General features: G+C 45.0%; 16 protein-coding genes. 12 read left to right on the top strand and 4 right to left on the bottom strand.

Annotated features, from left to right (window positions below; translation table 11 throughout):
- The first annotated feature begins 96 nt into the window (after window positions 1–96).
- From MKY41_RS13185 to MKY41_RS13175, 3 genes are all read left to right on the top strand, one after another.
- Window positions 97–384 carry a metal-sensitive transcriptional regulator gene (locus MKY41_RS13185; protein ID WP_340745451.1) on the top strand — a complete coding sequence of 96 codons (288 nt, stop codon included), beginning with the start codon at window positions 97–99 and terminating at the stop codon, window positions 382–384.
- A 71-nt stretch (window positions 385–455) separates the two neighbouring features.
- Window positions 456–656, top strand: a complete 201-nt coding sequence (gene copZ, locus MKY41_RS13180; protein ID WP_340745450.1) for a copper chaperone CopZ — start codon at window positions 456–458, stop codon at window positions 654–656.
- 119 nt (window positions 657–775) lie between these two features.
- Window positions 776–3,187 carry a heavy metal translocating P-type ATPase gene (locus tag MKY41_RS13175; protein WP_340745449.1) on the top strand — a complete coding sequence of 804 codons (2,412 nt, stop codon included), beginning with the start codon at window positions 776–778 and terminating at the stop codon, window positions 3,185–3,187.
- 64 nt (window positions 3,188–3,251) lie between these two features.
- Here the strand turns inward: MKY41_RS13175 and MKY41_RS13170 are convergent, their stop codons facing one another.
- Entirely contained in the window at window positions 3,252–4,022 is a 771-nt protein-coding gene (locus MKY41_RS13170; RefSeq protein ID WP_340745448.1) for an SDR family NAD(P)-dependent oxidoreductase, read from the bottom strand.
- Between the two features lie 749 nt (window positions 4,023–4,771).
- Here MKY41_RS13170 and MKY41_RS13165 point away from each other — a divergent pair.
- Together MKY41_RS13165 and MKY41_RS13160 are read left to right on the top strand one after the other, a co-directional pair.
- Complete coding sequence (locus tag MKY41_RS13165) at window positions 4,772–5,611, top strand: gluconate 2-dehydrogenase subunit 3 family protein (RefSeq protein ID WP_340745447.1); 840 nt, start codon at window positions 4,772–4,774, stop codon at window positions 5,609–5,611.
- Window positions 5,612–5,627: 16 nt separating this feature from the next.
- Window positions 5,628–7,373: a GMC family oxidoreductase gene (locus MKY41_RS13160; RefSeq protein ID WP_340745446.1), complete on the top strand. Its 1,746-nt coding sequence runs from the start codon at window positions 5,628–5,630 to the stop codon at window positions 7,371–7,373.
- Between the two features lie 82 nt (window positions 7,374–7,455).
- Here MKY41_RS13160 and MKY41_RS13155 read toward each other — a convergent pair whose 3' ends face one another.
- Window positions 7,456–8,025, bottom strand: coding sequence for a nitroreductase family protein (locus tag MKY41_RS13155; RefSeq protein WP_340745445.1), 570 nt, complete (start codon window positions 8,023–8,025; stop codon window positions 7,456–7,458).
- Between the two features lie 153 nt (window positions 8,026–8,178).
- Window positions 8,179–9,711: an AbgT family transporter gene (locus MKY41_RS13150; protein WP_340745444.1), complete on the bottom strand. Its 1,533-nt coding sequence runs from the start codon at window positions 9,709–9,711 to the stop codon at window positions 8,179–8,181.
- A 262-nt stretch (window positions 9,712–9,973) separates the two neighbouring features.
- On the opposite strand from MKY41_RS13150, the gene norA reads away from it, so the two are divergent.
- Window positions 9,974–11,140 carry a multidrug efflux MFS transporter NorA gene (gene norA, locus MKY41_RS13145; protein WP_340745443.1) on the top strand — a complete coding sequence of 389 codons (1,167 nt, stop codon included), beginning with the start codon at window positions 9,974–9,976 and terminating at the stop codon, window positions 11,138–11,140.
- Window positions 11,141–11,196: 56 nt separating this feature from the next.
- Here norA and MKY41_RS13140 read toward each other — a convergent pair whose 3' ends face one another.
- Entirely contained in the window at window positions 11,197–12,492 is a 1,296-nt protein-coding gene (locus MKY41_RS13140; protein WP_340745442.1) for a sensor histidine kinase, read from the bottom strand.
- 422 nt (window positions 12,493–12,914) lie between these two features.
- Here MKY41_RS13140 and MKY41_RS13135 point away from each other — a divergent pair, with 422 nt between their 5' ends.
- The 6 genes from MKY41_RS13135 (at window position 12,915) to MKY41_RS13110 (ending at window position 24,842) form a co-directional block, all read left to right on the top strand.
- Window positions 12,915–14,162 carry an acyl-CoA dehydrogenase family protein gene (locus MKY41_RS13135; RefSeq protein ID WP_340745441.1) on the top strand — a complete coding sequence of 416 codons (1,248 nt, stop codon included), beginning with the start codon at window positions 12,915–12,917 and terminating at the stop codon, window positions 14,160–14,162.
- 250 nt (window positions 14,163–14,412) lie between these two features.
- Window positions 14,413–15,039 carry a class D sortase gene (locus tag MKY41_RS13130; RefSeq protein ID WP_340745440.1) on the top strand — a complete coding sequence of 209 codons (627 nt, stop codon included), beginning with the start codon at window positions 14,413–14,415 and terminating at the stop codon, window positions 15,037–15,039.
- A gap of 128 nt (window positions 15,040–15,167) precedes the next feature.
- Window positions 15,168–20,384, top strand: coding sequence for a collagen binding domain-containing protein (locus MKY41_RS13125; RefSeq protein ID WP_340745439.1), 5,217 nt, complete (start codon window positions 15,168–15,170; stop codon window positions 20,382–20,384).
- 224 nt (window positions 20,385–20,608) lie between these two features.
- On the top strand, window positions 20,609–23,722 hold the full coding sequence (locus tag MKY41_RS13120; protein ID WP_340745438.1) for an ATP-binding protein: 3,114 nt from the start codon (window positions 20,609–20,611) through the stop codon (window positions 23,720–23,722).
- A 182-nt stretch (window positions 23,723–23,904) separates the two neighbouring features.
- On the top strand, window positions 23,905–24,108 hold the full coding sequence (locus tag MKY41_RS13115) for a PAS domain-containing protein (RefSeq protein ID WP_340745437.1): 204 nt from the start codon (window positions 23,905–23,907) through the stop codon (window positions 24,106–24,108).
- 113 nt (window positions 24,109–24,221) lie between these two features.
- Complete coding sequence (locus MKY41_RS13110) at window positions 24,222–24,842, top strand: GGDEF domain-containing protein (RefSeq protein ID WP_340745436.1); 621 nt, start codon at window positions 24,222–24,224, stop codon at window positions 24,840–24,842.
- The last annotated feature ends 14 nt before the right edge of the window (window positions 24,843–24,856 follow it).

Here is a 24,856-nt window from a genome sequence, read left to right as displayed (position 1 = left end):
TGGAAGCGATTCAGAATAGTGTATGAATTGTAAAGGTGACTGTCACGTGTTATAATAGGGGTATAGGGTATGTAAGAACTCTAAGGAGTGATTGGTATGTCAGAAACAATGAAGAAAACTGTCCAGCCTAATAAGCAGCAGCTTTTAAATCGGTTGAAACGGATTGAGGGGCAAGTGCGAGGCGTTCATCAAATGATTGAAAATGATCGCTACTGTGTAGATATTTTACACCAAATTAGCGCCATTCAATCAGCAATGAACAAAGTTTCTTTAGCATTGTTGGAGGATCACACGCACCATTGTGTTGTCAATGCCATTAAAGGGCAAGATGGTGAAGCTGCTATTCAAGAGCTGATGAGTGTCATGAAAACGATGACGAAATAATCTTTTTGCTTGAAATACTAGTGGGGGGTATAGTATATTGTGAGTAACAATAAAACAGGAGGTTTTTTCTCATGAAAGAAGTACTAAAAGTAGAAGGTATGTCTTGCAACCACTGTGTCAATTCCATCGAAACGAGTGTTGGTGGTCTGAATGGCGTTTCAGCGGTTAAAGTGGATCTTGCCAACAATGAAGTGACTGTTGAGTTCGATAACGATGCAACTTTGCAACAAGTTAAAGAAACAATTGAAGATCAGGGCTATGAGGTTGCGTAATTAAAGAATTTACACCATACGGGGGTATAGGGTTATAAAATGCGAAGCGATTATACATAATGGTATAATCCTTCTTTTTTCAAAACTATATACCCCCACATAGTATTGGAGGAGCGGAAATGGCGATTCAAGAAAAGACCTTGAAAATTAACGGAATGACATGTGCGGCGTGTGCAAACCGGATCGAAAAGGGTTTATCCAAAATAGAAGGTGTTGAGAAAGCGAATGTCAATTTTGCTTTGGAAAGCTCTACGATTGTGTATGATCCGGAAAAAGCGAATGTCCATGATTTCACATCTAGAATTGAAAAATTAGGCTATAACGTCATTCAAGATAAAGCCGAATTTGATGTAACAGGCATGACCTGTGCGGCATGTGCGACAAAAATCGAAAAGCGTGTAAATAAAATGGACGGCGTTTCAAACGCTGCGGTCAATTTTGCGCTTGAAACATTGACAGTCGATTATGATAGTGGTCAAACGAGCCCGAATGAGATGATGGCCATTGTGAAAAAGATGGGCTATGAATTGATGGCGAAATCGGATGGCAAGGATAAGATAGACCATAAAGAACAGGAAATCAAAAAGCAATACCGGAAATTCATCTTCTCCCTGATCTTGACTCTTCCGCTATTATGGACGATGGTCGCCCATTTTGAATTTTTATCATTTCTCTACTTGCCGGAAATTCTGATGAATCCATGGGTCCAGTTGGCCCTTGCGACGCCGGTCCAATTCATCGTGGGGGCGCAGTTCTACAAAGGTGCATTTAACGCGTTACGAAATAAAAGCGCCAATATGGACGTATTGGTCGCTCTCGGTACAAGTGCCGCTTATTTCTATAGCCTTTATTTATCAGTTGAATGGATGAACGCGGGCAGCGTCGGAGAACCGGAATTGTATTTTGAAGCATCCGCTGTCATTATTACGTTGATCGTTCTTGGAAAATTGTTCGAAGTGCGCGCTAAGGGGAAAACGAGCCAGGCCATTCAAAAACTACTCGGTCTGCAAGCGAAAACAGCCCGTGTCTTGAAAGACGGGGTGGAGCAGGAAGTGCCGATTGAAGAAGTGGTAGCGGGCGATGTCATCCTCGTCAAACCGGGCGAAAAGATTCCGGTCGATGGAGAAATCATTAACGGCCAATCGGCAATTGACGAATCGATGATTACGGGAGAAAGTATTCCTGTCGATAAGATTGTCGGGGACCCTGTCATTGGAGCGACGATCAATAAGAACGGATCCTTGCAGATCAAAGCGACAAAAGTCGGCAAAGATAGCGCCTTGTCGCAAATTGTCAAAGTCGTGGAAGAAGCACAAGGATCAAAGGCGGAAATCCAGCGATTGGCGGATAAAATCTCGGGTATCTTCGTCCCGGTCGTCGTCGGAATCGCAATCTTGACGTTCTTCATTTGGTATTTCGCCGTAACGCCAGGTGATTTCCGGACGTCACTCATTCCGACCATTTCCATCTTGGTCATTGCCTGTCCATGTGCGCTCGGTTTGGCGACGCCAACCTCAATCATGGCGGGTTCAGGTCGAGCTGCTGAAATGGGATTGCTCTTCAAAGGCGGGGAACATCTGGAGAATACTCGTTCCATCGACACAGTCGTGTTGGATAAAACAGGTACCGTGACGAAAGGTGAGCCTGCCTTAACGGATGTTATCGTATCAGAAGGTTTTGGGGAACAGGACGTTTTGCAATGGATCGGATCGGCCGAAAACCAATCGGAGCACCCGTTGGCGCAAGCCATCGTGACTGGTGTCAAAGAAAAGGGAATCGGTTTGATTGAACCCGAAGCTTTCAAAGCACTCCCAGGGTATGGAATCGAAGCGGAAGTTGCTGGGAAGCAGGTTCTTGTCGGTACGCGGAAATTAATGCGCAGTCGGGACGTAGCCCTTCATGATATTGAAACTTCAATGGAGAAAATGGAAGGTGAAGGGAAAACGGCGATGCTGATCGCAATCGATGGAATGTTGGCGGGTGTCGTGGCGGTGGCAGACACTGTGAAGGAAACGTCCAAAGAAGCGATCGAGCGAATGCAGGCACTTGGATTGGACGTCATTATGCTGACAGGAGACAATCAGCATACGGCGGAAGCGATCGGTCGGCAAGTCGGCTTGTCTCATGTGATTGCGGAAGTGTTGCCGGAACAAAAGAGTGAGCAAATCAAAAAGCTGCAAGAACAAGGGAAAAAAGTGGCCATGGTCGGCGACGGTATTAATGATGCACCGGCGCTTGCGATGGCGGATATCGGAATGGCCGTCGGGACTGGCACGGATATTGCCATCGAAGCAGCGGACATTACACTTATGCGCGGCGATTTGAATAGTGTGGCGGATGCCTTCATTATGAGCCGTAAAACGATGCGCAATATTAAGCAAAACTTGTTTTTTGCCTTTTTCTACAACACGATTGGTATTCCAATCGCGGCATTGGGTCTGCTGGCCCCTTGGGTTGCGGGTGCCGCTATGGCATTCAGCTCCGTTTCCGTCGTGCTTAATGCCCTTCGGCTTCAACGGGTCAAATTATAAGTTTATGAAAAGAATCCATTTTACTGGTCATGTAAAATGGATTCTTTTTCAATTTGGTGTTGATTTATCGAGAAGTATATCCGGCGTCCGCATGGATGGTCGTGCCGGTTAGATAAGAAGAGGCGTCAGAAGCTAACCAGAGACTTGCTTGGGCGATTTCCCTTGGTTGACCGAAACGATTCAACAGACTGAGTTGAGGCGCGTATTCCTCTTCTGTAAAGCCGAATTGCTCCAATGCACCACGAAGCATTGGGGTATCAATGGCTCCCGGAGCTACGGAATTCACCCGGATATTGAGAGGACCATTTTCCATTGCAGCCACTTTGGTCATGCCGACGACGCCATGTTTGGCTGCCACGTAGGCAATATTATTTGGCTGTGGGCGAAAACCACTTACGGAAGATATGTTAATAATGGATCCGCCATGTCCCTGCTTCTGCATCTGCTGCAATTCATATTTCATGCAAAGGGCGGTTCCTGTTAAATCGACAGCGATTAAACGATCCCAGTACGCCTCATCAAACTCTGCCGCAGGTTTGTCATCCGGAGTGAGGGCGGCGTTATTGACTGCCACGTCCAATTTACCGAATGTATCGACTGCAAATTGAACCATTGCTTGTACTTCCTGGGATTTTGAAATATCGACTTTTACGAAAGCTGCTTCACCGCCGGCCGCTTGAATAGCTTCTGTGACCGCGCGTCCTTTTTCTTCATTGAAATCTGCGACGACCACCTTTGCTTTGGCTTCCGCAAATAGCTTGGCTGTAGCTTCTCCCATCCCCATGGCGGCGCCTGTTACGATAGCCACTTTGCCTTCTAGTACTGGAAATGTCATATATATTCCTCCTAAAAAATAGTAATATTACCTTTACATCCTAACTATATAGAAATTAGTGGAATTTGTATAGTGAAGCTACGAGCTGCCTATTAACAGTGGCTTTTTTCTGTTTTCAGGTGTCATGATTAGTAGTAGTTCAATTTGTAGTATAGTGTTTTTATACTTTTTATATCCTTGTATGCTTCAGACAATAGCTGGAGGGCGACATTTCATTTGAGATCGAACGAAATGTCGCCTTTTTACATTTTACGTGTTTCTCACGGATTTAAAGTGTTAGTTATCAGTGGCTCCGTTTAAATCATCATGTTTGGGTGCTTGCCACTTTTTCAATCACTTCTTCCTCGCTTGATTGCTTCAGCAAGAACGTACTCAGCAATACCAATTTCGCTTTTTCCTGCTCAATTAAATTTTCTCGCTGTGCTTTTCCAGCGCCTTCCTCTTCCTTCGTAATGCAGTACCCTTTTCGGCAAGGTCAAGCGCGGACATCCAAAGTGCCAGTATCCCTTTAGTAGAGTATATCTTTTTCCTTCAATACGGGTTTTGGTTGTTCCCACAGTTGTTTTTAACATCTTTAAACCCCTCCCTTTATTTGTTTTGTTGCAAAATTATAGGGAAGGCAACCTTGATATGTAAATGAAAGCACGTGATCATGCAAAATGTATTGCTTGAACCAACTTAGTGAATAGATTTGGATGACTATGCAAACGATGGATAGAAAGCGGTTAGTCTCAAAGGAGGAGTTCAATATGGCAGATAGACCAACAGACGTGAATGAGAAGAAGGGGATGAGCCGGCGGACTTTCATGAAGAATACTGGGCTAGTTGCGGGAGGAGTGGTAGGAGGGGGGCTATTTGGCGGTCTGCTGACGAATCAGTTCCAGAAAAAGACGGACGTCAAAAATACCAGTACTGGGAAGGATAGCGGTCAACTACAAGACGCTCGTGTGTTTTTTACACGTGCGGAGGATTTTGATATTCTTTCGGCCGCCACTGAACGCATATTGCCCAAGGATGATCTAGGTCCTGGTGCCATTGAACTTGGAGTCCCTTATTTCATTGACAAACAGTTGCACAGTGAGTGGGGGATAAACGCTAAGGAATACATGAAGGGGCCTTTTGTCTTGAATATGGATACTACCGGCAATCACAACAAGACAAGGGATCAGGACAACCAAGGGCCAAATACGGAAACACAAGTACCAACGCCTACTCCACGGTATCAGACCAAGATGAATCGAGGAGAAATCTTCATTATAGGGCTTCGTGGAATGGATCTTACGGCTCAAAAGGAATTTGGAGCAAAATTTGTCGAGCTAAGCCCCGAACAACAAGATGAAGTGATGCGAATGTTTGATGATGGCCAAGTGGAGTTAAAAGGGATTGGATCCCAAAACTTTTTCCATTTGCTCTTACAGACGACACTAGAGGGGGCGTATGCGGATCCCGTATATGGCGGCAACCGCGATATGATGGGCTGGAAAATGAAAGAATATCCGGGACCGCGTGCAAGTTATATGGCACAAATTGAACCGGAAGAGTTCGTGAAGTTGGATCAGCAAAGCTTACGTGATTATCAAGGTCACTAATGGGAGGGTGTAAAATATGGTGATTAAATTGGATAAAGTGGATGTTGTTATCGTTGGAACTGGTTGGGCCGGTGGAGTAGTGGCGGCAGAGCTTTCAAAGGCAGGCTATAAGGTGGTTGGATTGGAACGGGGAAAAAACCAAGTGCGCGCGGATTACATAGGGGTAAAAGATGAGCTGCGCTATACAAATCGGTATGAAATGATGCAAAACCTTGCCCCTGAAACAATTACATCCCGCAATTATCTGGATGAAACGGCGCTACCTGTAAGGACTCGGCAAGAAATGATGGCGGGCACTGATTTAGGTGGAGGGAGTGTACACTGGGCGGGGGCGACATACCGTTGGAGACCGTATGATTTTAAAATTCGTAGCATGACGATTGAAAGATACGGAAAAGCAAAAATTCCAGAAGGCATGACCATTCAGGACTGGGGCATCACCTACGACGAAATGGAGAAGTATTATGATCGATGGGAAAAGACGGCCGGCATTTCGGGTGAACCTGATCCGTTAGGTGATAAGCGGACCAACGACTATCCGAATCCTCCTATGATGGAGTCACCGCCAATCAAATTATTTAAAGAGGCGGCAAAAAAGTTAGGGTATCATCCATTCCAAGTCGCCTCTGGAAATCTCTCGCAGGGCTATACAAACCCTGATGGGGAAGTGATGAATGCATGCATGTACTGTTCCTATTGTACCCAATATGGATGTGATTTCGGTGCAAAATCCGATCCGCTTGTAACGGTTCTTCCTACGGCGATGAAAACCGGGAACTACGAAGCGAGAGTCGGTTCATACGTCCGCCGCGTTTTGCATGAAGGCGGTAAGGCGACGGGGGTCTTATATGTCGATGATTTGACTGGGCAGGAGTACGAGCAACCCGCAGATGTAGTCGTACTGGCGGCATTTACATTTACGAATAATCGCCTATTGATGTTGTCCAAAATCGGTCAACAATATAATCCGCAAACGAGGAAAGGTGTCATCGGCAGGAATTTGAACGGACAATTCAATATTACATTCCTTGGTGCAAGGGGCTACTTTGAAGATAAGAAATTCAACTATTACGCTGGCGCTGGTGCATTAGGCGGAACAATGAGTGATTTTGCGGCGGATAATTTTGACCATACGAACTTGAATTTCATCGGTGGCGGCGGAATTGAAATGAGGCAATACGGAGAAGCTGCTATTTCGAGTAATCATGTACCTAAAGGGACACCGAAATGGGGAGCGGAGTTCAAGAAAAACTCCATCCATTACGCGTACCGAAATCTCGTCGTTTGGTATACTCCGAATGTTATGTCCTGGTGGCATAACTTCTATGATTTAGATCCGACGTATAAGGATGATTTCGGTGACCCGCTTTTACGTATCACAAATAAATATACAGACCAGGACCGGAATATCGCCAAATTTGGTATTGAGAAGTGCCGTGAAATTATGGAAGAAATGGGTGCCGACATTATTGATGAGGATGAAGTGCCGTACGAATTCGACCATATTTATTCTGGCGGGCATTACGCAGGTGGAGTCATTATGGGAACCGACCCAGCTACATCCGCTGTGAATAATTACTTGCAAATGTGGGATATGGACAACCTCTTTGTCGTTGGAGGTTCTGCGTTTCCACAATTTGGCGGCCATCACCCGACTTCGACAATCGGAGCGTTGGGGTATCGGGCTGCTGAAGGAATCGACAAGTATTTGAAGAATGGTGGGCAACTAGTAGCAGGGAAAATGGAAAGCAATAAAGTATAAATGACCAAAACTAAAATGATGGCACACTGTCTTCGGATAGTGTGTTTTTTTATGTTATTAATGGTGCCTATTATTTTTTTAGTCAATCTATGATGGTCAACAGTTCCCGAATATCTGTCCTTGGTTGAGGAGCTGGGATGTGTTTAGGGTAGCCGATCATCAGGGTAGCGACGATTTTCTCGCCGGGTTGTACACCGATGCCTTCCCGGAAAACAGGGGCGTATATCCAGTCATTGGACCGCCAGATCATTCCAATGCCCCGTTCCCACGCCGCCAGCTGAAAGTTCTGAATCAGAGTGGCGACTGCTCCGTAATCCTCATCCCATCTTCTTTGTCGAGGGTCTTCCGGCATGATGACTACGAGATGGAGCGGAATGTCTTTGAAATAATTGGCTTTCTTCTGGACTCTTTCCGCTACTTCGCCGTCCACTGTAGGCTGCGAATTCATGTAGGCTTGCACAAATGTCTCTTTTCCTTCTCCTGCATATAATTGAAAGCGCCATGGCTCATTCAGCTTATGGTTGGGCGCCCATTTGGCCACATTGAGTAATTCAATCACTTCTTCTATATCGACCGGATCCGTTTTAAAGGCCTTGATGCTCCTGCGGTTCATAATCGCTCTTTCCACGTCGTTCTTCCCTTCATATTGCATGAATCAAAACCCCTTTTCTATAGGTATCGTAATGATGCAAATGAAAATGATTCTCATTCTATAGTTCTTATTATAACATGGTAGTTTGCTTTCACAACTAAGGGGCTGCTTATAAAAAAGGCCCAACCTTGTCCGCAAGGTTGAGCCGTCTCTTTATTTTCCATAATAAATCGGTGATCCCGGTCCCAAATCGATGCCCAACAGCATCCAGACAATCAACGTCAGGCTCCAGAACGCTAGGAAGAACATGGAATATGGGAACATAACAGAGACGAGTGTTCCGATTCCCATCTTTTTATCATACTTCTGTGCAAAGGCGATGATGATAGCGAAATACGTCATCAAAGGTGAAATGATATTGGTGGAAGAATCCGCGACGCGGTACGCCATCTGAGTCAGTTCCGGCGAGTAGCCGAGCTGCATCATGATCGGGACGAATACAGGCGCCATCATAGCCCATTTCGCGGAAGCACTCCCGATGAACAGGTTGATGAAAGCCGAAATCAAAATGAATAAAAGGATAAGCGGGATACCTTTCAAATTGATGCTTTGCAGGAACTCCGCCCCATATACGCCAAGGACGAGACCCATATTTGACTCCGAGAAGAATGCGACAAATTGGCTCGCAGTAAATGACAGCACGATGAACGCGCCCATCGTTGCCATCGTCGCGGACATCATATTCGCCACGTCTTTGTCATTCCGGATCGCCTTGGTCACTTTACCGTAAACAAGGCCTGGCACGAGGAACAGGAAGGTGATGATCGGCACAAGGGCTTGCATGAAAGGCGATTTGATGATCGGCATGTCTCCTTCATCTCCACGTAACGGTGCTCCTGGAAGAAGCACAAGAAGGGAAACAAGAATACCTGCCACAACGACCGAAATACCTGCCCAAATCAAGCCTTTCTTTTCGATAGCGCTTAACTTCTCCATTTTCTCACGGTATTCGCCGTTATACTCCCCGAGGCGTGGCTCGATGATCTTCTCGGTCACCCAAGCACCAACAAACGTCAGGACAAAAACAGACACGGCAATGAAGTAATAGTTCATCGCAATGTTCATGCCTTCCGCGTAACCTGGATCAATGATGGCCGCAGACATGATAGTTAATTCACCGAGCAGGGCATCGGTCCCAGACAAGAGCAGGTTAGCACTGAATCCGCCGGAGACGCCGGCGAACGCGGCGGCCAGACCGGCAAGCGGATGACGACCAAGCGCAGCGAAAATGACGGCTCCAAGTGGCGGCAAGACGACATATCCTGCATCGGAAGCAACACTGGACATAACACCGGCAAACACGAGCCCCAGCGTAATGAGGCGCTTCGGAACGGACATGACGAATCCGCGAAGCAATGCGCTAATTAGGCCGGAACCTTCGGCAATCCCGATTCCAAGCATAGTGAGCAGCACGACACCGAGCGGCGCGAAGCCGATGAAGTTCGCTGTCATATTCGTAATGATATAATGGATTCCTTCCCCGCTCAGAAGGTTGAATACCTCGATCATTTCCCCATCTTTTCCGGGATGGGCGACTTTCACGCCGAGGGAAGAGATGACTGCGGATAAAATAATGACAACTAAAGCCAAAACCGCAAATAAGGTAACGGGATGTGGTAAACGGTTCCCGGTCTTCTCAATGATGTCTAGGAATTTCTGAAAAAATCCCCCTCGTTTTGTTTCCATGGACAAACTCCTTTTTGGTAGAATATACTATTCAATATGTTATAAATGGCTGCTTCTTTAACATGCAAATTTCAGTATATATAACAATCCATAAGAAATGAATGCTTTTGGGAAATAACTAACTAGGAGAAAATGTTGCACTATTGCGCCAAGTGAGTAAATAAACATGAAAGTTCAAATAAACACGTTTGTTTAAACAATCTTGTTTATTTGAATAAACGTGTTTGTTTGGGTGCCTGGTACCTAAGAGAGGGTTTTATAGATGAAAAATCAAAAAGGTGTATTGGCAATACTGTTAACGAATTTGTTTATTGCCTTCCTCGGGATCGGACTCGTCATTCCGGTGCTGCCGACCATCATGAATGAGTTGAACATTTCCGGCAAGGTCGTCGGGTACATGGTCGCCGCCTTCGCGATTACCCAGCTGATCGTTTCCCCGTTTGCCGGCAGCTGGATCGATAAATATGGACGAAAGATCATGATTGTGCTCGGCTTAGTCGTATTTGGCTTATCGGAATTTTTATTTGGGTATGGGAAGACGGTGGGAGTCTTGTTCATCTCCCGTATGTTGGGCGGAGTGAGTGCGGCTTTCATCATGCCGGCGGTGACAGCATTCATTGCCGATATCACAACGAGTGAAACGCGCGCCAAGGCGTTGGGCTATATGTCCGCGGCTATCAGCACAGGTTTCATCATCGGGCCGGGCATCGGAGGGTTTCTCGCCGAATTCGGCACACGCGTTCCGTTTTATTCAGCGGGGGTGTTAGGGATCTTGGCCGCAGTCCTCTCCCAAATCATGCTGAGAGAGCCTGAACATGCGGCTGCGGAGATTCCGATGCCTGGACAGCAGACCGGCCTCCGCCGCATCTTCATCCCGATGTATCTCATTGCGTTCGTCCTCATTTTCGTGTTGTCTTTCGGACTTGCATCGTTTGAATCGCTGTTCAGTTTATTTGTTGACCATAAATTTGGTTTCACTCCGAAAGACATTGCGATTATCATTACAGGAAGCGGCATTGTAGGGGCCATCAGCCAAGTCCTTTTATTCGACCGATTGACCAAAAAGATGGGGGAAATCAATCTGATCCGCTATTCCCTCATCGTGTCCGGGCTGCTTGTATTGTTAATGACGTTTGTCAGTTCGTATTTCGCTATTTTATTGACCACCTTCGTGCTGTTTACAGGGTTTGACCTCATTCGTCCTGCCATCACATCCTATTTGTCGAAAATTGCCGGCAATGAACAGGGGTTCGTCGGAGGGATGAACTCCACTTTTACAAGCCTTGGCAATATTTTCGGCCCGATTGTCGGCGGGTTTCTGTTCGATATCGATGTCGATTACCCATATTATTTCGCTGCCATCGTTATAGCGATTGGAACCGTGATTGCATTTTTCTGGAAGCAACCGAAGCATATATTTTTAAGGTGACAGTTGAAAAAAGCACATGGTCTGGTTCATGTGCTTTTCCGTTCATCCATGTTTTATCATCCGGCTCCATCTACAAAGAAAATCTCCAGTTCCTGAATAAACCACTGCCCTTCGATTTGCGTCTTCAGAAGGGCGTTTTCGTATTGCTGTAAAATTTGTCGGACATTCGAAAGGCCGATGCCCCGGTCCGTCCCTTTCGTGGAAAATGATTCCCGACCAAGGTCCGTCAACCGGATCGTGTCTTCCGGAGTGGTGTTCCGGATACGGATGACAATCGAAGGGGAGTCCGTCTTCCAAAAGGCGACATCGACTTTTCCTTGTTCCATTCGGAGATTCGCTTCAATTGCATTGTCCATTAAAATTCCGATAATTCGGGTCAAATCGATAATGTCCATCCGGATGTCGTCAATCGGTTCGGGAATTCGAATCGACACTTGAATGCCTTGCTCATCCGCTTCAATCGACTTTGTGGCAAGCAACCCTCTTAATCCGACAAGTTGCAAATGATCAAGACTGCCGAGCACTCTGTTCCGAAATAGCGTATGCTCCCCAGACGTGATGATATGTTGCTTGTAATACCGCTTCAAGTCTTTTAAATTGTCCGTATCCAAATACCCTTGGATTGTCTGCAATATATTCGCATAGTCATGGCGAAATTTCTGCATATCCCGATTGACTTGTTCCAAAGCTTCCGTGTACATCATGTATTGCTCCAGCTTTATTTCCCGTTGTTTCACTTGCTGTTGGCGTTGTAGATGGATAAATAATAAGCCAAATATTCCCCCGGCCAGAGCCACATAACCTACTTGGATGACAAAATTGATCCTCACTAGGGTGATCACATTTTCAGTCGAAATCGTGAATATGTTCCAATACAAAATAAAAACAGTCGCACTGATCAGTAATACGACTAGGACGAGTATGATAGGCGAACTTTTGAAGAGGCACCATTGTGTTGCGATTATACGCTTATACGCATAGACGTAGCCTAGGAATAGAAGGAGGAAGCACACCAAATGAATCGGCAAAGCTAGGCTTGTTCCGGCGAACAAGGGATGATTCACAATTTGCGCCAAATGATCGGCGAGGATGCCTCCTATAAAAATACTCAATAAATCGATAATCACCCGGATATTACGTGAAAATAGATAGAAAATGAGAGTGGTGGAAATCATCAGGATAAGGATGCCCAGCCATCTAGCCATCATGGAAGCCAGTATAGTCGGCAATACAACGCCGAGTGACAAAGTGGAAACTTTTCGGATATCGGCCCGAATGCCTAATAAATAAAAAAGAGCGGAAAATATAGCTATAAGCTCTATTCCACCTAAAATAAATGGGGTTTTGCTCAATACCTCGACCTTCTTTACAGTTTCTCGATGGTTTGTATTATACCAATTATTTCTTAGAAAAGGTGCCAGGCACCGAAACAAACATAACAAACGTGAAAGTTTGAATTAACTTGTTTGTTTGAATAACCGTGTTAATTCAAACGCAGCGACCCGGTATTTTTTTGACTTTTCCAGTAACTATGCTAGCATATAAGAAGGGCCTACTTTTGTTAAGGATTTTTACTTAAACAATATGGGGTTACTTTTACTTTTTTGCAATGTTAATCTGCGTACGTTTCTTATCTTTATTACTTCTACATTTCCGCATCTTACTAGAGCACTCTAGTACCAATTAACGAATGGTAGGTGTATACCTACTTCTTTTGCAAATACCCATCCTTACTTTATTCAATCAAATCATTTAACAAAAGTAGGTTCACTAAATGATTTGGAGTGAAAGCACATTGGTGAAAACGACAGCAGCGGTACAAGAAAAAGAAGGAATTATGGAGGTCCCGACATGGTGGACTTGCCCGGAAGATTTTGAGGAATTGCAAAAACTGGCTCATTTATTGGGCGAGAAAGAGCTTCTTTCGCGGGCCATCATTTCAGACCAGGAAGGGAAATATCCAAAAGAAAGTTTGAAAGAAATTGCGGAAGCGGGTTATGGAGCTGTTACCATTCCGGTGGAAGCGGGCGGTTTGGAAAACGGATTTACCGCATTTTCCGTGCTCGCCGAAAGTTTTGCCCACTATTGTCCATCCTCGACGATGTGCTGGGTCATGCATACGACGACTGTACATACGCTGTATGAGGCGGGGACCGAGGAACAAAGAAAGCGCTTCATTCCAGGCGTCTTGAGGGGTGATGTCGGTGCCTTGGCATTCAGTGAACCGGCGACTGGCGGGCATTTCTGGAACGTCGTCAGTGAAGCGCCGCGGAACGAAAGCGGTTACTTATTGAATGCCGATAAGTCATTCGTGACAAGTGGCGGAGAAGCCGACTTTTATATAGTAGCAACTTCTTCCCCTGACACAAAGGATCAGGACAACCTGATGTATCTACTTGTCGAAAAAGATCAAGAAGGCATCCAATCATTCCCGTTCTCCGCAATGGGGCTGCGCGGGAACGCGAGCGGACCGATGAAGTTTGAGAATGTCCAAGTACCGCTTGAAAACCGCATCGGCGGCGAAGGCGGAGCAGGCTATTACAATGACAACACGGTCGATCCGCTCTTCTTGCTCGGAACGGCGGCTTGCTGGATCGGCATTGCGCAGGGCGCGTTGAATGCGGCCATTGACGGTGCTAAAAAGAAAGTGCATGCCGACACAGGTTCGAACGTAGCGGGCTACCAAGTGATCCGTCACGAACTGGCGAAATCCCAAATTCTAATCGATAGCGCCCGCAGCATGCTGTATCGAACGGCAAAGGCGATGGACGAGTGCGCAGAAAAAGGTCTGGAACTGTCCGAATGCCTGTACCCGCTGTGGCAGCTGAAAACGCACGCAGCAGACATGGTCATCACGGTGACCAATGCGGCATTGCAAGTATCGGGCGGCCGTGGCTACCTGACAGGTCAAGTCGAGAAATTCCTGCGCGACGGACGTGCGGGGGCGTTGATGGGACCGACTAACGAAGTCCTGCGTGAATGGATCGGTCGTACGTTGATTGATGTTCCTTGGTTGGAGTAATTAAATTAGGAAAGTTTTCGAAGCACAACCTTTTCGTTGAAGGGTTGTGCTTTTTTATTGGTGACTTGATGGGGTGACAGTCATCAAGACAACTTAGGGACTATTCAGAACTTTTTTGGAGTTGGGATGGTAACTGATACCAAAGTCTGTTTTCTAGTACCATTCTCTTAATTTTTTTGTTTAAGAGATTTGTAAGAAGTCTTCTTTATACTAATAGAGAATTGGGGTTCTATGCGAGGGAGGTGGCGTGTTGCGCAGATGGATAGGATGGCTGTTCTTGTTGGCCGGGCTGCTGCTCGTCAGCTACCCATTACTCAAAAAAATCGCTTTCGATCGCCAGCAACAACAACTCCTTGCGACATTTGAGAAGCTAGGAGAAATGGGACAAGCCGACCTTGCAATGGAGACAGAGATCGCGTTGCCGTCCCCTGAAAAAAACGCGGCTGACAATAGTCAAAACACCATGTTGGACGGGGCGCGAGGCATGTTGGAAATCCCGAAAATCGACCTGGGAATGATCATATTCGAACGCGTCTCGGAAACAGAGCTTGCCAAAGGAGCCGGAATGATTGAGCCGCAAAAGGAATTCGCCCAGCATAATGTTGGACTGGCAGGCCACCGCTCTGTAGCGAAAGGTCAGCAATTCAATAGGCTTGGCGAATTAAGGGAAGGGGACGAAATTACGGTGGAAACCGCAGGTGAAACACTTCGCTATAAAGTGACCGATACATTCATCGTCCACCAATCGGAAATCGGTGTACTAGATGACGCGGAAACACCGTTACTTACGCTTGTCACATGCACCCCGCTAGGCAAACGACATCCGCCCAATCGACTGATTGTCCAAGCGGAATTACAGGACGTGGCGGAACATTGATTTAGGTATTTATATAATTTTTATATAAATAAAAATTAGGGACAAGGGGGCATTTCTATTTGAAAAAACAGAGGGCAACCCGCTTTTTGGAAAGTAGATAGGATAGAGAAAGGAGAGGAATGAGAGTTTTGAAGAAATGGTTGAATATAATGATGCTCACGCTGCTTCTGTTAGGGCAGACGGTGCTTGGACCGGTTGGTACGGTTTGGGCAAATGAGGACGATGATCCTGTTGCAGGGAAGGAGCAGCAAGAAGAGAAGGACGCGGTAGAAGATCCTTCTGCCCCGACACCGTCCCCGGATGATCCAGATGATGGAGACAACTCCGACGGTAATGACGATTCGGCCGGCGATGACAGCCTCAACGGGAATAACGATCCGGAAGATGAGACTAACACACCAGTTCCTGATTCCGATGAATCGTCATCTGGCGAAGAAGGAAACACACCTGAAGACGATGAGGTAGATGGCGAAGGTGATTCGCAAGTACCTGAGGAAGAGGAAGAGGAAGAGGAAGAGGTTGTTGAGGAATCTGAAATCGAAAATCTTGCTGGTCAGGCGGAGCTACTTAACATCCCACCAGCTGCAGTGATGCCGCCAGAAGACGTCATTAAAAGTACAGAGTTTACAGTTGGTGATCAAACTGTTTCAGGAACGGGACCCGTCACTGTACAAAACGGCCAAACTGCAGAATTTAAATTTAACATGGAACTAGCGGCAGGCCATAGTTACGGCCCCGGTACAACGATGACATATACATTGCCGGATATTTTCACAAATATCACATTCCCGCAAGGAACTGCATTTGGCGAACTTGGGGAAATTACAAAGAACGGCAATGATATTACGATAACATTTAATGAGAATATTCATGATGGATTGAACGGTACTGGATTTGAACCAGGTGCACATTTCTTCATTGCAGCAACATTCAACAACACAGGCAACGATGTAAATGAAACGATTAATTTACCTGGTCAAGCGAATATTGCACTGAATTTCACACCATTAGGTGGTTCCACGATTACAAAGAACAATGGAACTCCTCAGCCTAGTAATCAGAATAGCGACTATATCACATGGACTGTCACAGTAAACACAGATTTAAAAGCGACAGGCACGGTAACATTTACTGATACATTAAGTGCGAACAATGGAAGCGGGCATACGTTTGATCAAGGAACAGTAACAATTACTGAACTTACGATGAAACCAGACGGTACTGTTTTAAGTAGGACTCCTGCGACAGGGGTTTCACCAAACTTTACTTCAGACACTGAAATGACTATTAGCTTGGACGGAACGAAAGCGTATGAAATCACGTACCACACGATTCCGGATGACCCAGGGAATAATGAGTCCGTAACGTACCGGAATAATGCAACGTATAATAGTACGCCTGCTCCGACTAGATCGACAACTGTTAATTACGGAACGCCGTTAAGCAAGGAAGTGTCCGCTTATCCTACTAGCTCAGACTTAGCAACAGAGTGGACGATTCAGTATAACTTTAATAAACGTACAATTACACAAGGGAATGCCGTATTGACAGATAGTTGGTTAACAACTGATGGAAGCGGTACAGGAACACAAGAAATGTCAGATTTTAACGTGTACGAGGAAGATGGAACGACACCGGCAGATCCGTCTGAATATACGAAGACTGATAATGGCGAAGGTTTTACACTTCAATTCAATCAAGATGTTACAAAACCATATGTCATTAAATACAAAACAACACCAACTGATGTGTTTGCTACAACGAACTTTACAGTAACAAACACTGTTACACGCAGTGATATCGGGATTACAAAAAATCCATCTGTAACGTATAACAAAAATAACTTTATGTTAAATAAATCTGCGACTGGTACACCGAACTATCAAGCCAAAACAATGGATTGGACGATTACCGCCAACCAAGCAGGCTATAATTTGGCTGCAGGTACGGTATTCACGGATACATTTACGAATGGCAACATGGAATTGATCGAAAGTTCATTGGAAGTCCGTGTAGGTGGTTCAAAGCTTATTTCAGGATATACAGTTCAAAAAACTGATTATATAGATGAAGACAACAATGTTCATTCGAATAAAGGTGGTTTTACAGTTACCTTAGACAATTCGACAAATCAGCAAGTTGTCATTACGTACACAACAGCCTATGACATCAGAGACGTTGGTTCGAATAATCGTCAGTTTCATAATAGCGTTACGATAAATAACTCTGGTTTACCAGTTGATCCATCAGATTCGGCAACGCATTCCGTTGCTGCCGAACAAACGGCGAATGGTAAAAAGACAGGTAATTACAATTACGTATCAAAAGAGTTTGAGTGGGAAGTTGAACTGAACTTTAACCTCAACTCATTGACTAATGCAATTTTTGAAGATGTCTTGCCGAATACTCAGGAGATTTTCGACATTGTAGTCCATGAAGGTACTCTAGATTCGAATGGTAGATTTATTGAAGGCGATGAAGTATCGGTTGTAAACACTGCAGTTAATCCTAGTTATGAAATTAAATTAGAACTAGGTACCATTGATCAGCCTCATAGAGTAACCTATAAATCTAAAGATGCTGACGGTGTATTTCCAACAACAGGAAACAAGGTTTCAATAAAAAATGAGGCAACACTAACAGATGGAGGCGTTCCAAACGCTTCTTGGGAGAAAACAGTCGGTGTCAATTACACGGATCAACTGATCAAGAAAACAGGTAGCCAAATTAATCAGACTGCGGGGATTCAGTGGAACTTCGAATTCAACTACGCTCAGTCAGACCTTGAAAACATTGTTATTACAGACACAGTCGGTAAAGATAATGACGGTAACCCGAATCAGTTGATTAAAGCGGATTCATTTAAAGTGTACAGAGTAGAGTTAAGTGGAAAGTCGGATAGTGCTAATTTTAATGCACCAAAACAGAATACTTTGCTATCTGGCAATGAATATGAGTTGGATGTCGATATTCAAGAAGGTACGTTTACGTTAAAATTACCGGATGGTGATAGTGCGTACTATATTGATTACGAAACAATTTACATGGGGGATAATAACTCTACTGTTACTAACGAGGTTCAAGTTAATTATGTTAGCGCGGATGGAAACCAAGCTTCTAATAATTTTTCCATCAGCAACTTTAGATACGGAAATGCCGGAACGACTGTTAAAGTGCCATTTGTTGTTGTCAAAACAGATGGGGCGACAGGCGAACCATTGGCGGATGTGGAGTTTACTTTATTTAGTGACTTTCAGCCAGGCGTCCCGTTGATCGCTAAGAGAACGGATGCGAATGGAGTATTCGACCTTGGTATGAAACTGACAGAGGGTTGGTACACGTTAGAAGAAACGGGCGTACTGCCAGGCTATGATAAGCCGGCCGACACGAGATTTGAACTTGATCGTGCTAAAGTCGCAACGAGCGGTCTGCACGACGGCAAACAAATCGTTGAAGTTGAGAACTTTAAAACAGGTCAAAATGTATGTACCGATTTTACATTAACTATTAAAGACGTTGATGGGAATCCAGTAGCAGGTAAAACAGTCACGTTAACAAATGATGCCACAGGTAAGCTACACAATGCAGTAACAAACGGCGATGGAGAGATTACAGTAGATCCCGCTGTTGTCAAAGCTGGAAAATACACAGTTACCACAAATGAAAGTGGAACAGAAGTGACGCTTGGAGAGGTAACAGTCACGTTTGATGGTGATTGTAAAGGTGAAATCGCTCCAGTGCCGTCTTGTTCAGCATTTACAATTACCATCGAAGGCAACGACAACATCGCACGTCCAGGCGTGACTGTAACATTAAAGCACAAAACAGATAGCACTATACCAGAAATCACAGCAACAACGGACGCAAACGGTAAATTCACAGTACCTTCAGCTACCACGCAAACAGGCGATTATAAAGTGTATGAAGGCAAGCAATATCTTGGTGATGTCAAGATTACGTATAAAGAAGATGTTCCAACTCCTTGTGAAGCTAAGGTAACGGAAGCCCCAACTTGCGAGACATTTACCTTAACAGTGAGAGACGTTGATGGAAACCCGCGTGGAGCGGGTATTGAATTCACAATCAAAGATAAAGACGGAAATGTAATCGAAACACTCACTACGAACGGAAATGGAAAAGTCACGACGACTGGGCCATTGCCAGCGGGTGAGTACGATGTATATGAAGGAAATTCAGCTACGCCGTTCGATGAATTTGCCGTCAATATTGACTGTGAGGCCGACGTTCAACCGGCACCGACATGTACGTCTTTCACACTTACTGTAAAAGACGAGAATGGCGATGTTCGCCCGAACGTTTCTGTAACGGTGAAAGACAAAGCTGGGAAGCCTATCAAGACAGCAACAACAGATACAAATGGTAAAATTACAATTCCATCAAAAGATTTACCAGCAGGCAAATACAATGTATTTCAAGGCGAGTTATTGATCGGTGAAATTGATGTCAGTTACCTAGTGGGTTGTCAAGATGAAGTAAAAGGCGCCCCTACATGTACTGACTTCACGTTAACTGTACAAGATCGTAACGGCAACGGACGTCCTGGCTTTGATATTACAGTTAGGGATGCAAGCGGCAAAGAAATCGAAGACGCAAACGGGAACACTATTTTTACAACGGATGCAGATGGAAAAGTTATATTCCCGAACATCATTCAACCAGGTACGTATTATGTGTACGAAGGCACAAACCTTATCAATTCATTTACAGTGACAGACAAATGTGACGCAGTTGTTAAACCACCATCACCATCATCCGGCGGTGGCGGCGGTGGCGGCGGTGGCGGTGGTGGCGGTGGTACACCACCAACAACGCCAGGTGATCCGAACAAGCCAGGTGATCCGAACAAGCCAGGTGATCCGAACAAGCCAGGTGATCCGAACAAGCCAGGTGATCCGAACAAGCCAGGTGAACCCGGCAAACCGGTTGACCCAAATAAACCGGTTGACCCGAACAAACCAGGCGAATCTGGCAAACCGAGCAATCCAGAAGAGCCAGCAAACCCAGGCAATCCAAGCGAACCAAGCAACCCAGATGATTCAAATACATCGGAGAATCCGGTTGAATCCGAAACGCCAAGTGGCTCAAATGTTACTGGGGGTTCAACGGATGTAGAAACACCAACGAACCCAGGAAAACCGGAAATTCCGACACAACCATCCACATCCACGGATAAGGTGGACAGCCTAAACAAGTCAGCCACGAATGGAAAGATCTTGCCTCAAACAGGGGAAGCTTACCCAATCGTTCCGATGGCGGCTGGCTTGACATTGATCTTAGCGGGTCTTTGGATGTTCCGTAGGAAAACATTGAGTATTAAACAGTAAATGAATGAAAACCAAGCAACCAGTCCGGCCACGGGCTGGTTGTTTGCTTGTCCTAAATGTAAGAGTTCTGTAAAGAGCTATTTGATAGGATAAAAAATCGCTGCACAGTGCGGATTACTAACTCGTCAACCTCCGATCCGTCTTTCTTCACTTGTGGAATATATTTCCTTGACAATATAATTCCTATATAGGCAAGATTTTTTTTACTTAAAGGGATGAAATAGGTGACGATTGTGAATAAGCCGATATCTGTGAGAAAGATTTTTTTCATCATCAGTATATACATATTGATTTTAACTAGTTTCCGGATTGGATGGGTGATGTACCATCAAATCCCCGTTCATCCCGAAGCGGAAAAAGGGGTCATTGATTTAAGTGAATGGACTTTCACCGACCATCAAACGATTACACTGGATGGTGAGTGGGAGTTTTATCCGCATGAGTTTCTTGGGCCTGATTCAAAAGGAAGTGGAACGGAGGAATATATAAGAGTTCCCGGCGATTGGCGGGACGCCATTTCGGATAATGGTATGCAACCTTATGGCTACGGTACATATCGTCTGAAAATCCTTCTTCCCGAGGAAGATCGGTTGTATGGCATCCGGATGAAAAATATTACAACGGCTGCAAAAGTTTATGTGGACGATGCATTGCTGAAAGAGTGGAACTCCCCAACGGAAAGGCCCAGTACAAGTGGAACAGAGCGAGGCCCTTTTTCTATTTTATTTCATAATGAAAACAATGAAGTGGACCTTCTCATCCGGGTGTCCAATTATGAAATACCAATCCAAGGGGGGCTTACCGGTGCCGTTCATATTGGAACAGAGACTGCGGTTCTGAAAGAAACGACCGGTTCCGTAACCCTTCAGATCATTGTTAATGTGATTTACCTGTTGCATATTCTATATGCTACGTACATCTTCTTTTTCGGGAAAGGGAAATACCGGAAAGAATTCTTTTATTATAGCCTTCTACTTGCGTTAAATATAATTTCTAATTCCATAGATGATAACGTTCTGGTACAACTACCTCTTTCTATCGCGATGACGCAAAAGTTGCTTTTGCTTCTATTTATAAGCATCCTATTGGTCGTCCTTAAAGTACTTGAAAACCTATTTCAAATAAAAATACGATTTATGCGATTGCTGTTTCTGCTTTATATTCTATTAGTAGTGGGTGTGCTCTTTGTCCCCTTGGAACAATTTATTTTGTTCTCGGGGCCGATTGTGATTGTCTTTTATCTACTTTCTTTTTCGACTTTTTTTGTGCAAACAATAAAGATTTTGAGAAATGGCTATTCCGATGCTGTCTTATTATTGCTTATGCTGACGAGCTATCTGTCAAATGCAGTCTGGGGCATTGCCATCAACGCGGGGCTAGTGGATATTCCTTACTATCCATTTGATTTTATCATCCCTGTTTTTGCTATTACGGCTATTCTATTCAGGCGACATTTCCATCTGGTCCACTTAAACGAAGAACAGACCAAAGAGCTTCAGCAAGCGGATAAGATGAAAGATGATTTTCTGGCGAATACATCCCATGAGCTGCGAAACCCGCTTCATGGTGTCATCAATATAGCGCAGACGATCTTGGATGATAAGGAAGCGCCTTTAACGGCAAAAAATCGAGCCAGTCTGGAATTGCTCGTCCGGATTGGCCACAGAATGACATTATTGTTGAATGACTTGCTGGATATTACCCGTTTGCAAGAACAGCATATCCGGTTACATCGGGAGAGTGTAAATATCCATGCAGTCACTTCAGGTGTCATCGATATGATCCGTTATATGACAGAAGGGAAGAAACTTCGGTTTCATTTAGACATCCCCGCTGACTTTCCTCGTGTCCTGGCGGATGAAAGCCGGCTTATCCAGATTCTATTTAATCTTTTGCATAATGCAGTGAAATTTACAAATGAAGGATCTGTGTCAATCGACGCTACTTATAAAAATGGGGTAGCTACTATTCAAGTTGCAGACACCGGGGTCGGAATGGAGGAGGAGACACGGAAAAAGATTTTCCAAGCATATGAACAAGGAACCCCCACGGTAGCATCCATGGGCGGCATCGGCTTGGGACTGCCGATTTGCAAGCAATTGGTAGAGCTGCATGGCGGAAAAATCTCTGTACAATCAACACCGGGCAAGGGATCTGTTTTTTCATTCACTCTACCGTTAGCTGTTTCCGTTGCGGAAGAAATCGAAAGAGACCTGGAGATGGCCGCTTCTGTCGCAGAAGAAATTAAAAGAGATCTGGAGATGCCGACTTCCGCACTGCTTGAAAAACAGAACGATGGAATGGAAAACATTGAGGCTTTCCATCCTGTTGGAAATGACTCCAAGCGGGTAGAGAAGATAGCGAAGATCCTACTAGTGGATGATGATCCGCTGAATCTGCAAATTTTACAAACGATGTTGACTGCGGAGTATGAAGTAGCCACCGCGACAAGTGGAGAAGAGGCATTGATGCTCTTGAAAACGGGCGCATGGGACTTGGTCATTTCCGACGTAATGATGCCGAATATGTCGGGATATGAGTTAACACAAAAGATTCGTGAGCGGTTTACCCTTTCGGAGCTGCCTGTCTTACTGCTCACGGCACGGAACCAACTTCAAGATGTCTATACAGGTTTCCATTCAGGCGCAAATGATTATCTTTCAAAACCGATGGATGCTTTGGAATTAAAATCCCGAGTGAGAGCATTGACTGATCTGAAGAAATCCATCCAAGAGCAGCTTCGGATGGAAGGGGCTTGGCTGCAAGCGCAAATTCAACCTCATTTTCTATTCAACACGTTGAATACGATTGCTTCCCTTGCTGAAACAGATATAGAGCGGATGGTCACGCTCCTTCATGAATTCGGGAATTATTTGCGAAGAAGCTTTGGTGTTCATAGTACGCAAGCTCTTATCCCGCTAGAAGATGAATTGGATTTAACACGGTCGTATTTGTTTATTGAACAAGAACGATTCGGCGAACGTTTGCAAATTGCGTGGGAGATTGAGGATGGGGTGAATTTGTGGATTCCACCATTTTCCATCCAGCCAATTGTTGAAAACGCTGTTCGGCATGGTGTCCTCCAACGGGTGGAAGGAGGGACGATTCGGATTCGAATCAAAGATCATGAAACCTATTCTGAAATTGCCATCATTGACAATGGGGTAGGCATGGAGCAGGAAAAATTGAAAGAAATCCTGCAGGCTTCCGCGGGCTCGAAAAGAGGAATTGGCATCGTGAACACTCACCGTCGCCTGACAAGGCTAAATGGAAATGGATTGAACATTTGTAGCCAGCCCGATGAAGGCACATCCGTATCCTTTCAAATTCCGAAATAAAGAACTAAAAGTGGACAACCAGTTCTCGAAAGAGGACCGGTTGTTCTTTTTTATTTACTCATAAACAGTTCGTTAGGCCTAATATAAACGGCCTGCTTTTTCAATAATGTAAGAGTTGTATAAGCGCCGTTCTTTATAATGAAGCAAATCAAAAACAGTGAATACGGGGAAGGGGAAGCTAAATGGTAAGTCGATTTCCGTTGAAGGTCCGTGAGAAAACGGGGACAGATGACGGCCAACATGTATTCCATACCATTAAAACCGCGTTGTCGTCTTCTTTCATGGTGATGGTAATGGATCCGTCTGGAAATGTAATAGAAGTGAATGACAAATTCGTTCAGCTTTTTCAATATAATTCTACCGAATTGCAGACCTTTGGTTTCTGAATTCAGGTTATCAAGCTGACAGCTTTTGGCAAGAGCTTTTGACCACTCTTGGACAGGGGGAACAATGGATTGGGGATCTTTGTCTCCGTACAAAGCATGGGGAATCCATCTGGGTGAACGCGACGATCATTCCCTTCGAACAAAGCACGGGCCCTTTGGTAAACTATTTAATCGTCCTTCAAAATGTTTCGGATCGGAAAGCAATGGAAAAATGGCGACATCTTGCATGTCATCATGATCTGACGAATTTGCCGAATCGCCGAATGTTCCATCTATCTTGTGCCTCTTATCTGGAAAGAGCGAGACGCCAGCGCTCGAAGTTGGCGTTTTTTTATGTGGATGTGAACCATTTCAAGAAAATCAACGATTCGTATGGCCATTCAGTTGGTGATCTTTTGCTACAGGAAGTGGCACATCGATTTCAACATCATCCATCGACAATGAATCGGGTGTTTCATTTTGGTGGGGATGAATTTGTCATCCTGATTGAATTCGATGATGATTTACTCGATTTTTCCGAGGCAATCCAGACGATATTCGCCCGTCCTTTCCGGGTAGGCGAGCATTGCTTGGACATGAGTGTAAGTTTGGGGGGAAGCATTTTTCCTGATCATAGCGCTGACATTGCGGAGTTATTGAAATTTGCCGATTCGGCCATGTTTGCGGCCAAGCGGGAGGGAGGAACCTGCATCCGAATGTATTCAAAACCAATGAAAGGACTGCGGGAGCCATAAGTGGAAAGAGGAAA

The organism is Sporosarcina sp. FSL W7-1349 (genome assembly GCF_038003045.1).
Taxonomy (GTDB): domain Bacteria; phylum Bacillota; class Bacilli; order Bacillales_A; family Planococcaceae; genus Sporosarcina.
Note: the sequence above shows the minus strand (reverse complement) of the source record. Positions and strands in the feature narration are given on the sequence as shown.